This is a genomic window from Peribacillus sp. NPDC076916, from assembly GCF_050269675.1.
Lineage (GTDB): Bacteria > Bacillota > Bacilli > Bacillales > DSM-1321 > Peribacillus > Peribacillus aracenensis.
The window spans coordinates 744,158-757,375 of record NZ_JBNNIU010000002.1 but is presented as its reverse complement, the minus strand read 5'-3'; the positions used below and the strand labels follow the sequence as shown (position 1 = coordinate 757,375).

Annotated in this window: 12 protein-coding genes and 1 pseudogene; 5 read left to right on the top strand and 8 right to left on the bottom strand. The window is 33.8% G+C overall.

All coding sequences use genetic code 11. The annotated features are described in order from the left end of the window. Positions 1 to 326: 326 nt before the first annotated feature. Positions 327 to 797, bottom strand: coding sequence for an Lrp/AsnC family transcriptional regulator (locus tag ACQKFG_RS08625; RefSeq protein WP_192205029.1), 471 nt, complete (start codon positions 795 to 797; stop codon positions 327 to 329). A gap of 253 nt (positions 798 to 1,050) precedes the next feature. Here ACQKFG_RS08625 and ACQKFG_RS08620 point away from each other — a divergent pair, with 253 nt between their 5' ends. Beyond that, positions 1,051 to 1,965 (top strand): DMT family transporter, encoded by a 915-nt coding sequence (locus ACQKFG_RS08620; RefSeq protein ID WP_427557885.1) that lies wholly within the window; start codon positions 1,051 to 1,053, stop codon positions 1,963 to 1,965. Between the two features lie 173 nt (positions 1,966 to 2,138). Here ACQKFG_RS08620 and ACQKFG_RS08615 read toward each other — a convergent pair whose 3' ends face one another. The 5 genes and pseudogenes from ACQKFG_RS08615 to ACQKFG_RS08595 form a co-directional block, all read right to left on the bottom strand. Further along, entirely contained in the window at positions 2,139 to 2,363 is a 225-nt protein-coding gene (locus tag ACQKFG_RS08615; protein ID WP_427557882.1) for a hypothetical protein, read from the bottom strand. 287 nt (positions 2,364 to 2,650) lie between these two features. Continuing rightward, positions 2,651 to 3,214, bottom strand: coding sequence for an HPP family protein (locus ACQKFG_RS08610; RefSeq protein WP_228467425.1), 564 nt, complete (start codon positions 3,212 to 3,214; stop codon positions 2,651 to 2,653). A gap of 167 nt (positions 3,215 to 3,381) precedes the next feature. Continuing rightward, positions 3,382 to 3,918, bottom strand: a complete 537-nt coding sequence (locus tag ACQKFG_RS08605; protein WP_427557879.1) for a GNAT family N-acetyltransferase — start codon at positions 3,916 to 3,918, stop codon at positions 3,382 to 3,384. A gap of 33 nt (positions 3,919 to 3,951) precedes the next feature. After that, positions 3,952 to 4,264 (bottom strand): annotated as a pseudogene (locus ACQKFG_RS08600) (NAD(P)-dependent alcohol dehydrogenase); the annotation flags it as partial. Positions 4,265 to 4,514: 250 nt separating this feature from the next. Next, entirely contained in the window at positions 4,515 to 4,853 is a 339-nt protein-coding gene (locus ACQKFG_RS08595) for a DUF1360 domain-containing protein (RefSeq protein ID WP_427557876.1), read from the bottom strand. 178 nt (positions 4,854 to 5,031) lie between these two features. Here ACQKFG_RS08595 and ACQKFG_RS08590 point away from each other — a divergent pair, with 178 nt between their 5' ends. The 3 genes from ACQKFG_RS08590 (at position 5,032) to ACQKFG_RS08580 (ending at position 6,930) form a co-directional block, all read left to right on the top strand. Beyond that, a complete protein-coding gene (locus tag ACQKFG_RS08590; protein WP_427557873.1) occupies positions 5,032 to 6,174 on the top strand; it encodes a hypothetical protein in 1,143 nt (380 codons plus the stop codon). Between the two features lie 188 nt (positions 6,175 to 6,362). Beyond that, entirely contained in the window at positions 6,363 to 6,512 is a 150-nt protein-coding gene (locus ACQKFG_RS08585; RefSeq protein ID WP_427557871.1) for a hypothetical protein, read from the top strand. Beyond that, entirely contained in the window at positions 6,496 to 6,930 is a 435-nt protein-coding gene (locus ACQKFG_RS08580) for a Mov34/MPN/PAD-1 family protein (protein WP_427557868.1), read from the top strand. The genes ACQKFG_RS08585 and ACQKFG_RS08580 overlap by 17 nt, the downstream gene beginning before the upstream one ends. Before the next feature lie 123 nt (positions 6,931 to 7,053). Here ACQKFG_RS08580 and ACQKFG_RS08575 read toward each other — a convergent pair whose 3' ends face one another. Together ACQKFG_RS08575 and ACQKFG_RS08570 are read right to left on the bottom strand one after the other, a co-directional pair. After that, complete coding sequence (locus ACQKFG_RS08575; protein WP_427557865.1) at positions 7,054 to 7,782, bottom strand: GT-D fold domain-containing glycosyltransferase; 729 nt, start codon at positions 7,780 to 7,782, stop codon at positions 7,054 to 7,056. A gap of 43 nt (positions 7,783 to 7,825) precedes the next feature. Beyond that, a complete protein-coding gene (locus tag ACQKFG_RS08570) occupies positions 7,826 to 9,067 on the bottom strand; it encodes a hypothetical protein (protein ID WP_427557862.1) in 1,242 nt (413 codons plus the stop codon). Positions 9,068 to 9,663: 596 nt separating this feature from the next. On the opposite strand from ACQKFG_RS08570, the gene ACQKFG_RS08565 reads away from it, so the two are divergent. Further along, a partial coding sequence (locus tag ACQKFG_RS08565) for a hypothetical protein (RefSeq protein ID WP_427557859.1) occupies positions 9,664 to 13,218 on the top strand: 3,555 nt, incomplete at its 3' end.

The window sequence follows — 13,218 nt, the reverse complement described above, 5'->3', positions numbered from 1 at the left end:
ATATGTAATTATTAAGACAGAGTCGTTCCTTCAATCTATAATGGCTCCTTAACAAATTCAAAAGAAATAAAGTAATTATAGCTTTGACGTTCAAAATTTTGAACGAACATTATTATAGTTCAACTTAGAAATGGATTGATATCAACTTATATAACTTGATAATGAATAATAGCCTATTTTCTCTTTTATAAAGGCTATTTTTTTGACGAGTTTTTTTATCCAACCCCTTTTATCTCATGGCCTGAAGTCGCTTTCTACTACTTTTCTCTCTCTTGTTCTATCAAAAACCGTTCGTAAAAGTGACTTTTACGAACGGAACTTTTTTTCTATATGGGTAAAACTGTTGAATATTTAATTTCTCTGAGAGCTAGGCTAGTTTGAATTCTTGTTATACCTAGTTTATTTAACTTCCTAATAAATATTTCCAATTCCTTCCGATCTTTGTTAGCCACTTTTAAAAGATAATCATACTCACCTGTTAAACAATGGCACTCTAATACTTCTGACATAGAAGCTAATGCCTTCTCCAAAACTTCCAGTTTTTCAGCTTGATGTATATTCGTACTCATAAAAATAAAACATAATAAATCAAAACCTAGCTTCTCCTGGTTTAAAATTGCTACTTGTCCATTAATAAATCCTTCATTTTCCAAACGTTTTATCCTTGAATGTATAGCTGGTGGAGATAACTTGACACGCTTTGCAAGCTCAGTATTGCTTATTTGTGCATCCTTTTGCAGTAAATCTAAAATTTGAATATCAACATTATCAAGAACCTTGCTTACGATAGATTCCACTTATAGTCACTCCTTTTACAATTGTTCCAAAAACGGTATCATCCCAATAGCAAAACTTAATTTAATTCTGCATATCAGTATTTTTTTTAAATAATATTTTAAGTTTCTTCTATTATACAAAATAATATATAAAGAACTGAACTATAATGTTAAAATTAGTAGTAATTAATTATGAAAATTGAAATGTCATTGTGCACAATGGCTTCGATCTTTTTTCACTTAAACTGTGAAAGATGAAAAGGAGCAAAAAGATATGCAATATTATTATTTTTCGTTATTACTTTTAACAAGTTTATTATGGGGTGGAAACTTTGTCGTAGGAAAATCGCTTGTCGGTCATGCTTCTCCGATGACGTTGACGAGTTTAAGGTGGATCATTGCCATTAGTTGTCTTTTGCCAATTGTATGGTGGAAAGAGAGAAAAATATTTCCCCCTCGAAGTGCAATCATTCCTTTATTTTTGATGGGAATTACTGGTGTGGTTCTATTTAATCTATTACAATTTGCAGCATTAGAGAAAACTACCGCCACTAATGTTGGATTAATATCAACATTAAACATGATTTCAATTGCTATTTTTTCATTTTTCTTTTTAAAAGAAAGAATTAATATTCTCCAAATGTTTTCGATGTTTCTTTCGCTTATTGGCGTAATACTGGTACTTTCAAAAGGAAATATTGATCTATTCCTTTCATTACGATTTAATTCAGGTGATTTATATATGATGGCTGCTGTATGCGTTTGGGGAATATATTCCGTTTGTAGCAAATGGGCAATGATAACAACAACACCCATGATGGCTACATTATATTCTGGTATATTTGGACTTATAGTTCTTCTTCCGTTTAATTTTTCTAATTTTACAGTGTCTAATATAAATACTTCTTTTATACAATCTATTTTATATACAGGCGTTATCTCAACTGTAGCATGTATGGTACTTTGGAATATTGGTGTACAAAAATTAGGTACAACAACATCAGGTATTTTCTTGAATTTTAATCCTATTTTCACTGCGATTTTAGCCTTTCTATTATTAGGTGAAAAAATGACGTGGGTACAAGGAATTGGTAGTGGCATTGTGATTATAGGCTGTTATTTGTTCTCACATTTTAAAGCGAAAATGATTTTTAAAAAGAATCCTAGACAATCGCAGATTCAAGCATGATTTTTTTCAAAGTCTATAAACGTAATTTCCCTTGTGATTAATTTTCTATATATACATAAAAGCCTGTTCCAAGGTGGATACAGGCTCTTGCGTTTAAACCCAAGCCTTTCTTAATTGATTTCTTTTTGGATCTTTTCGTAAACATTTAGAAAACTGCTTTTTTCTTGTCCCTTCTAAAATCCTAATTGCCTTTGCAGTCCCGACACCTTTTCTTGGTGTGGCAAATATGTAATCCCCACTGTGAATAGAAAATTACTCATAGCGGATTTCGTTCGTTCCGGCGAATCGTGAATCGTATTTTTCACACTATCAAGCATATTGGAAATTTCGCTTTCTGAAAATTCAACGTCAAGCCGATTCCCTAAAAGCCGGCAGTAGTAAATCCAGCCCGCTGACATTCGTCCTTTCACCCAGGCTAATAACACAACTGATGAACATAATGGAAAAACCATTATGTAAAATAAACACCCTTTCTCAAAATTGGCTTCAGTTTAGACAAAAGGCATTCGGAACGAATTAATTCCGAATGCCTTTTATGAATTTAATCGCATACATGCTTTTTTGCATTCTGCGAAAATATGGTCGCGAGATTAATGGATAATTTTCAGGAAACTAAATCTCGTCAATAACCTGAATCTCTCTTTTTAATAATGAGTCACATATAAAAGTTTATGAAATAGTTTTTTCATAACCAGTGTTTTGGATACTGTCTTGTTTGAAATAAATTATTATAAATCATCGATACAAAAACTAATAATAAGGTACCTATTACAATCGGAATCAGGAATCCCCAACCAACTTGAGAATTGATCGAAACAAGGGCACTTGCTGCTGCGGGAGGGTGAACGGTTTTTGTAAAAGTCATTATAATTAATACAATAGCCAGTACCAGACCAATAATGAATAGGCTCTTACCAAAAATGCTCCAAATGATAAGGGCTGATGTTGTAGAGATTATATGTCCACCAACAACATTACGGGGTTGTGACAAGAGACTTTTATGCGCACCAAAAACAATAACGCAGCTCGCCCCAAGAGGAGCTAATGCCATAGGATATCCTAAATAGACAGCTATAAAACTAATAATGATAATGGCAATGAGTCCACCTATGGCTGAAACAAAGGAATCCATATAATCAATTCTGTCTTTTTCTCTAGCTTCGCCCTTCATTTTCTTTAAATATGCTGTTAAACCTGCATTTTGTTGATTGCTCAAACTTTTCTCAAGACTTTTTTCGAATTCCATCATTTATGTTTTCCTCACGTTTTCTAAGTAAGCCGACAAGTCGACAAGGTTTTTACATATTGATATCTTACAGGAAAACAATGAATTTTTAAATATATAGATTTGAATATTCATTGTTTGTTTCCCATAAAACAGTTAACAATCCCCCCCTATGTCTGTAGTTTGTTATTTTATTGAGGATTTGCCGTTATTAAAGAGTATAGATTAGTATCAAATGAAACATCATTTTGGTACATATAATTTCTCAATATCCCTTCTTTTTTGAACCCTAAATTTGTCAACAACTTATTGGATGCTTTATTTTCAATAAAAACAATTGCTCCGATACGAGTTAGGTCAAGCTCTTTAAAGCCATAAGAAATCACCTTACTGACAGCTTCCGTTGCATAACCGTTTCCCCATTCATTTGGGAAAAGTGCATAGCTCAGTTCTGCTCTCTTATGTTCATGAGACCATTCTTGTAATCCAATTGTCCCAATGATGCCATCCTTCCCTTTCAATTCAATTCCCCATTTAATACCGCGTTTTTCATCGAAATTCTTTGAAAACTTCCTAATGATTTGCTTCACCTGAACTGTATTTGTTAATGGAGTTTGCCCATAATATCGTAATACCTCTGGATTGGAAAAGCATTTTAATATATCCACTGCATCATCTTCCACCAATTCCCTCAAGATCAACCGTTCAGTTTCTAATATAGCAAACATTATTTCACTCCCTTTGCTTAAAACTTTTTACCGCTTCAAAATAACGTCATAGGTCTCACCATCTTTGGAAAAATCCTCAGAAGTGTAATATGACCTTATCGGTGCTAGAGATTTTACCAATTCTACATTCGCGGTACGGCAAAACTCTGTAACTTTTGCTCCGATATACTTGGCAATTTGTACTGCATAACTTCCGAAACTTCCTGAAGCACCATAGACAAGAATCTTTTGACCACTCTGAATGTTAGCTTTTCTCAGATAAAATAAGCTGTACGTGCCCCGATTGGAACGGCTGGGCTTCCTCAAAAGGTAAATTATTTGGTTTAATGGAAACTGGCCCGCCTTCAATTCCTATTATTATAAGAAAAAAATCCATTCGTATCGAATGGATTTTAATCAATCGTTTGCTTCCCTGATGCTCAATAATAAAATTTAATGCCCCTTTTGTACTTGCTATCAATCTACAACAGCGTTTTAGTTTGATTTTAATCTAAAACCTAGCCTATCTGTCTGTGAAGCAATTTTATGATGTTCAACATATAATTTTAGTCTGGATATCAAATTACATAAAATTCTCCTCCTACACGATTATACTTTCATGATTTAGATTCAATAAAGGCGGCAGCTCCCGCAACAGCAAAGACCAATATGATTGGAAAAGCAGCAGGAAAATAATAATAAATAAGTACAGTAATAAGGGAGCACCAAAACCCTACACACCAATAACAACTTAAAAGCGAACCTATGAAATAACGAAGTCCTGATCCCTTTATTTCAATGATTTCCTCCAGTTGTCCAGAGGCATTTTCTTGGATGGTGGCAGTCAAGAAAGGTTTTCTGATGAATGAAGTAATATCGTCAAATACAATTAAATGAGTTAACCGGAAGGTAGCCAATATTAAAATAAGAAAATCAAGCCATTCAATAGTAAACACATATTCACCTCCTAATCTTCTTTAATATTTTATGATTTGAGTTTAGATTATATAAATATCCATTTATAAATTCATAAAATATTATTAGCCCATTTTCTAAGAAAAATGTACCCATAAAATGATATCCCCATAGTATGTTAATGTGTTCAAAACCTGATACTGAAGGGAAAGATGTTTGATGAAAAAAAGGAACGTCAAATCTATTCAGGGCCGACAAGTGGTACCGAACCCCATCGGACCTGAATGTATTCGAGTTACTAAAGTATATGACTGGGTTGTTCTAACAAATCGTGACCGCAATAAAGTTCAAATACCTGAGGAATGCTTTGCGGCAATTGAAGATGCACGTCATGATGGTAACACAATAACCGCTACTTGTTCGGAAGTAGTTGGTACACGAAGCTGTGATTTTATCGGAGCCATTCCAGCTAACATTCCTAGTGTTCCAGGGGCCCAAATTGTTTCCCTTGCCTTCCATGTCCATATCCGCGTTCAATTCTTTTGCAATGGAGAACCACTACCAGGTTGTAATTTCGTAGTACCTGTTAGTTTCATGGATGAAGTAATCCTATGTTTCCCTGAGGGAACAGAAATCAACTGTAATATTTTCGATGTTCAATGTACAGTTGTTTTAAATCAAATGCTTGGTGATATGGTTGTACTTGATGTGACCATGTGTAAAGATGTTCAAGTAGAGGCTGAGGTTAAGCTGGAGGTCGAGGCTAAGTTCTGTGGACCACGTCCTGTCATTCCAATTCAAGAAGAAGGGGTCGTGTGCCCAACACTACGATTCCCGCAACAATGCCCGACCTTCTTCCCGACATTGAACTGTGACTGCCAAGGTGCAGCAGAATTCAATGGCGAAGCGTCCATCCTTGTATTTGAGGACGGTCTAGGTGGTCCAACAACAGGAAACTTAGATTTGACTGCCCTAGTTTGTGACCAATGTACGCTTTCTGGTAGCAGAATTCAAGTTACCTTCATCGATACATTAGGACCTACTCCAATTGGAACCCCAGATGCTGATATTGACCAAAGCTTCACGTTTACAGCCAATGACTTTAATCAGCCTACATGTGCTACAGATGCTGCTGGAGTAGTAACTGGGCTTACTGCAACTGGCACTGGTGTTATAACACCAGCCGGAGGTGTACCAGAAAACGCGACATTCACACTTGTTCTAAATGATACTGATCCTGTTGGAGATACTGCTACACTGACTATATTGAGTCCATCTTTATCCGTCACTATTGCTCTTACAGAAGTAGCTAATCCAGGATTAGAGGTTGAAGTAGGAGATTGCGATCGTTTTCCAGTATAAAAATAAAAACCCGAGGGATATTAATCTCTCGGTTTTTTTTGTAAAGAAACTTGGATAAGTCTAATTCCATTATTTACTTCAACACAAATGTTTCCCGGATTTTAGGCGACCCATTTATTAATTATTAGGTTACATAAGGATTCATGTTTTCATATTTATAGAGCATACCTATAAAAGGAGAGAAAAAAATGGCATCTGATAAGCTAAGACGTAAAGTAAGAAGAAAATTGGGAATTTCCAACCTGCAGCCCGCTCAACAACAACAACAACCAAGCACTCCCTCTACCCTTCAGGTTCGGCCAGTACGAGCAAAAGGTTGCTGTGGTAAAAACAAATGATTTAGGTTTAACATCCGGTACTTTTTACATCACAAATCATGTTAGGCAAAAATTGATTTCTCATTGCAAAAGCGAACTTCCTTATGAAGCCTGTGGACTGCTTTCAGGTAGAAATGGGGTTGCAGAAACAATTTGGCCTATGGAAAATGTCAATAGGAGCTCCTTTTCCTACTCAATGGATTTAGATCAAATTCGTCACGTATTTGAACTTATCGATAGGAGTAATGAAGAATTGATTGGCATCTACCATTCCCACCCAACAGATGATGCTTATCCGTCAGAGGGGGATATTAAATTAAATAACTACCCAGAGGTAGGACACCTAATTATTTCGTTTGCAAACTCGACCCCTGAATTAAAATGTTTCAAACTAACAGAAAAAAAAGCATTTCCGATTCAATTAAAATTCATAAACTGAATTTAGTGTAACTAAGATACTCGCACCTCTTCCTTATGCATTCAAGGTTGAATCTGCGAGTATTATTTTATATCCTTTTATTTCTTTTCTTTCCACACAATGATTATATTTGTTTTTTTCCTTTTAGGAAAACTGATCATTCCACTTTTTTACTAGGTCGGAATGTTTGTATTCTTTTCCATCAAGAATCATATCAAGGGCATGGCCGAAATCGATGGCAACCTTCTGGGTGAATTTTGCAATTCTTGGAGCTAAAATGGTTGCCGGAATCCCGGCAGAAATTAACGCCATTTCCCATTTCTGATTAGACTGTAGTTCATTTTGTACATTATTTAATTCTTCATAACCATTAAAATCTATACTGCCAGTAATTTGTACACCATGTTCTTTAAAAACGATTTCTGCTTCTTTTGAACGACGTCCAACAAGAAATACCTTCTTATTACGCAGCCACGGCCATAATGTTCCCTCGCCTAAGAGGCTCTGCATGATCCAAGCACAACAAACTTTCGAAGGCATGAACTTCAGTTGTTTAAGTACAGTTCGGGTTTGTTTTGCCCAAGGATTCAGTCGCCAAGGAGCTATCAAACCAGCAATGTCTGTATCCCGCAATGAGCTGACCAATTCCCTCCTAATTATCTCTGGTGAATTGGATACCCCCGCATAAGATTCATATCGTTTAAACTCCTGAACCAATAATCCATTGGCTGGCCAGCTTAAATAGCTTATTTCACCTATTCCAAAACGGGCAAGAGAAAAGCCTTTTTTCTGTTTTATCGCTTGGTCCAATAATTTTATCACCTTCATATTATCTAATAAGTATTTCTCAAAGTGATAATTTCCTTCAACCAACCCACTTCCACCCCCGATATGCTCTGCCATTTACCCTTTTATATTATTTTTTCTTCGTTAATAATAAGGAAATTTGATTACTTGAACTGATTTCCAGATCTTGTTCTTTAAAAAACACAAAAGCTTCTACACGAATATTGCTGGTTTCTACAGGTTGAAGGACGCTTATTTGTAAGTTAGTTAAAGATTCTGTTTGCCTAGGGTTAATATTTTTAGTTTGAATTGGACATATCCAGGTTTCTCCATTCTCCATTTCTTCAAACCATTCATCATTCATATATTTCCACCCTTTTGTTTCTTCATTTTTCATGACCCCCAACGTTTCGGCAACATTCGGCGGCAATATTTGCCCGGATATTTTTATACTTTCTGAAGGGGTGGAACGCAGACAGATAACTGGATTCCGCAAAACTTCCGTACCTATATTTTTAATATGAAGATTTCCAATAAGCTTGATTTTGTTACGCTCTTCAAGTTCTTCTATAAAGATATGATAATCTAAAAATACTTCAGCTTCTTTTCTTTTAGTAATAGCTGGTTTCTTTAATAAAAACTTTTTCTTTTCTGGTAACCTTTTTTCTTTTTGTATGGCCGGCTCTAAATTTAGCCCAGTATTTCCAGAATGAACAAACATGTTTGATAAAATTCCCATTGGAACTAATGATAAAACAGATAAAGGCGAACTTTCGTGAAATCTAGCTAATATTCCTATTGTTATGGACATCGCATATTTTTCACCAAGTTTTTCCCAAAAATCTTCATCCGCAATAACTGGATACATAATCTGTATGTTAATAAAAGGGTTATTTGCGCCTCTAACAACCTCATTAGTTTTAAATTTTGTTCCAGTTCTTGTACATTCATGATGAAAAATATCCAATAACTTTTTATTAGTTGATTTTGAATTATGAATCAATTCAAGAATGGGCTCTTTTATTACTGGAATTTCAAAGAGTGAAAAGTATACATGAAAATCAGCCCTTTCTGATTCCTTCTTTTCATCTATAAGTATCACCTTTGCCCCACATGCAGAAAGGAATGTTCGAATATACTCCAGCACCTTCCTTTCTTGAAGGTGCTTTCTAAAGGTGTTATGTGTAACATCATAATTGGAAGAAAGTACAATTTCTTTACCATGCAAGGCAGAACTTAATTGTACTTTTTGATTTTCAGTATCTGACTGCACATCAAAACCCAGTTCCCTAAAAAGATAAGTAAATGCCGGGAGAGACTCATAAGGTATGGTTCCTGCCTCCTTATCTCCAACTTCTACTCTAAAATCCATTTATGGATCCCCCCTTTATGTTAATCCAGGTACAGATTTGATTTTCAAAAGGATAAAATAATACCGTGCGGCTTGTTTCATCACAACCCTTTATCACTCAATATTAATGATATGTAAGAGTAATGAAGAAATGATAAAGAATAAACATAGCAGTCTTTAATTGTTTGTGAAATTGTGAGGGAATTAAAAAGTAACTAAATATAATCACCATTTGAAATACGGTACATATAACTATTATGGAATCATTTATAAAGGGATCGGTGTTTGATTAAAACACGTCAAATGAATATTGAAAAAAATCAAGATTTTCGGTCAAGTTGATAATTTATGAGGAGGAATTTACTTTTGTCTACTAAGCACCTGCAATGATTCCGGTGTCGCTGTGTTCCTTAACACGAACAAACACCTATACTCTCACGAACGAGTGCTCCATATAAAGTTACCACACCCATAAAAATCTTGATAAACATCTCCGCATAGGAACTTCTTGGTCATTTACAGTAGCTGAATCTCATCCTGTCTAATTGATTCCTTATTGGTAATGGCAGGAGATTGCAGACTGTTAACACGTGATCAAAAATAAGGAGTGGTTATTTTTGTATATAGATGATGAAAAAGCTAATGAAATACAAAAAAGTAAATTGAATAAAATAACTCCAATACAACTTCAGCAAATGATCATTCACCTTAGATCTGAACTTTCCCTATACAAATCAAAAGTTAATGAATACGAAGTGGATTATAGTAGAAAGAAAATAAGAAAAATAATAAAACACAATGAAGAAATGATAAATGAACAAAGAACATATCAAGAACTAATCAATCGGAAGGAACATGAAAGGAAGAGTGCAGAAACCAAGGTTCATAAATTAGAAGAAGAAATAAAGAAATATAAGACCGAACTACAGTACGTTAAAGGAACCAAAACAAACGACGAAAAGAACAAAAATGAAATAAAAACACTTGTAGATAAGAATAAAATATTACAAAGGGAAATAGCTTCTCTTCAAAAGAAAATTCAAGATTATGAGTCCGCCCAAAAACAAAATGTAAACGATGAGGAATTCAAAAAGTTCGGCGATGAAGATTTTAAAAAAATGGCGGATGGGCTTTCAGAGGTGAAATCACTTCTCGCTCCAGTAAATAAAAAAATAACTAAATTAGATATACAAAGCATTAATTTAGAAATTGAGAAATTAATTGAAAAAGTCATGTTTTATTTTCAAGAGCAAAATACTTTCAAAAACGAAATTCAAGAGTTAAAAGGAACCATTATTTCTCTCAACGAAAAAGAAATGAATTATAAAAATGAATTGAATCAACTTACTAAAACCATTGATCTTTTATACGATCAAGAAAAGCAATATAAAATGGAGATTAATAATTTAGAAAAAACTCTTTCAGATAAGGAAAAGCATCATAAACAAGATATTAAAAAATATAAACATGAAATTGAAAATTATACTCAAACGATTGGCCACCTATCTGAACAGGAAAATCAATATAAGGTGGACATTGAAAATTTAGAAAAAGCCATAATCGATTTTTCCGAAAAGGAAGAGCAGCAGAAACAAGTTATCGATAACTTTAAACATGAAATTGAAAATTATGTTCAGACAATCGGCCACTTATCCGAACAGGAAAGTCAATATAAGATGGACATTGAAAATTTAGAAAAAGCCATAATCGATTTTTCCGAAAAGGAAGAGCAGCAGAAACAAGTTATCGATAACTTTAAACATGAAATGGAAAATTATGTTCAGACAATCGACACCCTATCAGAACAGCAAAGTCAATATAAGGCCGACATTGAAAATTTAAAACAGATGATTTTGGATCAAAAGGAAAATGAAAACCTTCATCAACAAGAAATCGATCAGTTAAATCAAACGATTAGCATTGTATCTGAACAAGAAAATAGATATATACTGAAGATTGAAAATTTAGAAAAATCCACGATCGAACTTTCAGAGAAGGAAGAGCAGCAGAAACAAGTTATCGAAGACTTTAAACATGAAATGGAAAATTATGTTCAGACAATCAACCACTTATCCGAACAGGAAAGTCAATATAAAGCGGAGATTGAAAATTTAAAACAGATGATTATGGATCAAAAGGAAAATGAAAACTTTAAACAACAAGAAATCGATCAGTTAAATCACACGATTAGCATTGTATCTGAACAAGAAAATAAATATATATTAGAGATTGAAAGTTTAGAAAAAGCCATGATTGAACTTTCCCAAAAGGAAGAGCAGCAGAAACAAGTTATCGAAAACTTCAAACATGAAATGGAAAATTATGTTCAGAAAATCGATCACCTATCCGAACAAGAAAGACAATATAAGATGGAAATTAGTAACTTAGAAGAAGCTATTAGCCAACTTACCGAAAAAGAAGACCAATACAAGCTAGAAATTGATCATTTACATCAATCCAACGTACTTGTTTCGGAGCAAGAAAATAAATATAAAGTGGAGATTGAAAGTTTAGAAAAAGCCTTGATCGAACTTTCCGAAAAGGAAGAGCAGCAGAAACAAGTTATCGAAAACTTTAAACATGAAATGGAAAATTATGTTCAGACAATTGACCAGCTATCGGAACAGGAAGGTCAATATAAGGCGGACATTGCAAATTTGGAACAGACGATTAACAATTTAAAAGAAGATAAAAACTACCATCAGCAAGAAATCGATCAGTTAAGTCAATCGATTAGAGTTGTATCTGAACAAGAAAATAAATATCAAGCGGAGATTGAAAATTTAGAAAAAGCCATGATTGAACTTTCCGAAAAGGAAAATTATCATAAACAAGTTATCGAAAACTTTAAACATGAAATGGAAAATTATACTGAAACGATCGATAACCTATCGAAACAGGAAAGTCAATATAAAGTGAACATTGAGAATTTGGAACAGATGATTACCGATCTAAAGGAAAAAGAGAACCTCCATCAGCAAGAAATCGATCAGTTAAATCAAACGATTACCGTTGTATCTGAACAAGAAAATAAATATAAAGCCGAGATTTTAAGTTTAGAAAAAGCCATGATCGAACTTTCCGAAAAGGAAGAGCATCATAAACATGTTATCGAAAACTTTGAACATGAAATTAAAAATTATACTCAAATGATCGGACACCTATCGGAACAGGAAAGTCAATATAAGGTGGACATTGCAGATTTAGAACAGATGATTTTGGATTTAAAGGAAAAAGAGACCTACCATCAGCAAGAAATCGATCAGTTGAATCAATCGATTACCGTTGTATCTGAACAAGAAAATAAATACAAAGTGGAGATTGATAATTTAGAAAGAGCCAAGATTGAACTTTCCGAAAAGGAAAATCATCATAAACAAATTATCGAAAACTTTAACCATGAAATGGAACAATATACTCAAACAATCGACCAACTATCGAAACAGGAAAATCAATATAAAGTGAACATTGAGAATTTGGAACAGATGATTACCGATCTAAAGGAAAAAGAGAACTATCATCAACAAGAAATCGATCAGTTAAATCACACGATTACCATTGTATCTGAACAAGAAAATAAATATAAAGTGGAGATCGATAATTTAGAAAAAGCCATGATCGAACTTTCCAAAAAAGAAGAGCAACAGAAACAAGTTATCAAAAACTTTAATCATGAAATTGAAAATTTCAATGATATGATCGGCCACTTATCGGAACGGGATAGTCAATATAAGGTGGACATTGCAAATTTAGAACAGATGATTTTAGAATTAAAGGAAAAAGAGACTTACCATCAGCAAGAAATCGATCAGTTAAATCACACGATTAGCGTTGTATCTGAACAAGAAAATAAATATAAAGTGGAGATTGAAGGTTTAGAAAAAGCCATGACTGAACTTTCCGAAAAGGAAAATCATCATATACAAGTTATCGAAAGCTTTAAACATGAAATTAAAAATTATGTTCAGACAATCGATCACCTATCGGAAAAGGAAAGTCAATATAAAGTGGGCATTGGTAACTTAGAAAAAGCTAATAAACGACTTTCCGAAAAAGAAGACAACTATAAGCAAGAAATTGATAATCTACGTCAATCCATCGGTCTTGTTTCGGAGCAAGAAAATCAATATAAAGCTAAGATTGATAACCTGGAGCAAATGATTATTACTTTT

Coding starts and splice junctions, on each gene's coding strand:
- ACQKFG_RS08605 (WP_427557879.1), bottom strand. CDS start 3,918: ATGTTTGCTATATTAGAAACTGAACGGTTGATCTTGAGGGAATTGGTG.
- ACQKFG_RS08590 (WP_427557873.1), top strand. CDS start 5,032: ATGAAAAAAAGGAACGTCAAATCTATTCAGGGCCGACAAGTGGTACCG.
- ACQKFG_RS08570 (WP_427557862.1), bottom strand. CDS start 9,067: ATGGATTTTAGAGTAGAAGTTGGAGATAAGGAGGCAGGAACCATACCT.
- ACQKFG_RS08585 (WP_427557871.1), top strand. CDS start 6,363: ATGGCATCTGATAAGCTAAGACGTAAAGTAAGAAGAAAATTGGGAATT.
- ACQKFG_RS08610 (WP_228467425.1), bottom strand. CDS start 3,214: ATGATGGAATTCGAAAAAAGTCTTGAGAAAAGTTTGAGCAATCAACAA.
- ACQKFG_RS08615 (WP_427557882.1), bottom strand. CDS start 2,363: ATGTCAGCGGGCTGGATTTACTACTGCCGGCTTTTAGGGAATCGGCTT.
- ACQKFG_RS08620 (WP_427557885.1), top strand. CDS start 1,051: ATGCAATATTATTATTTTTCGTTATTACTTTTAACAAGTTTATTATGG.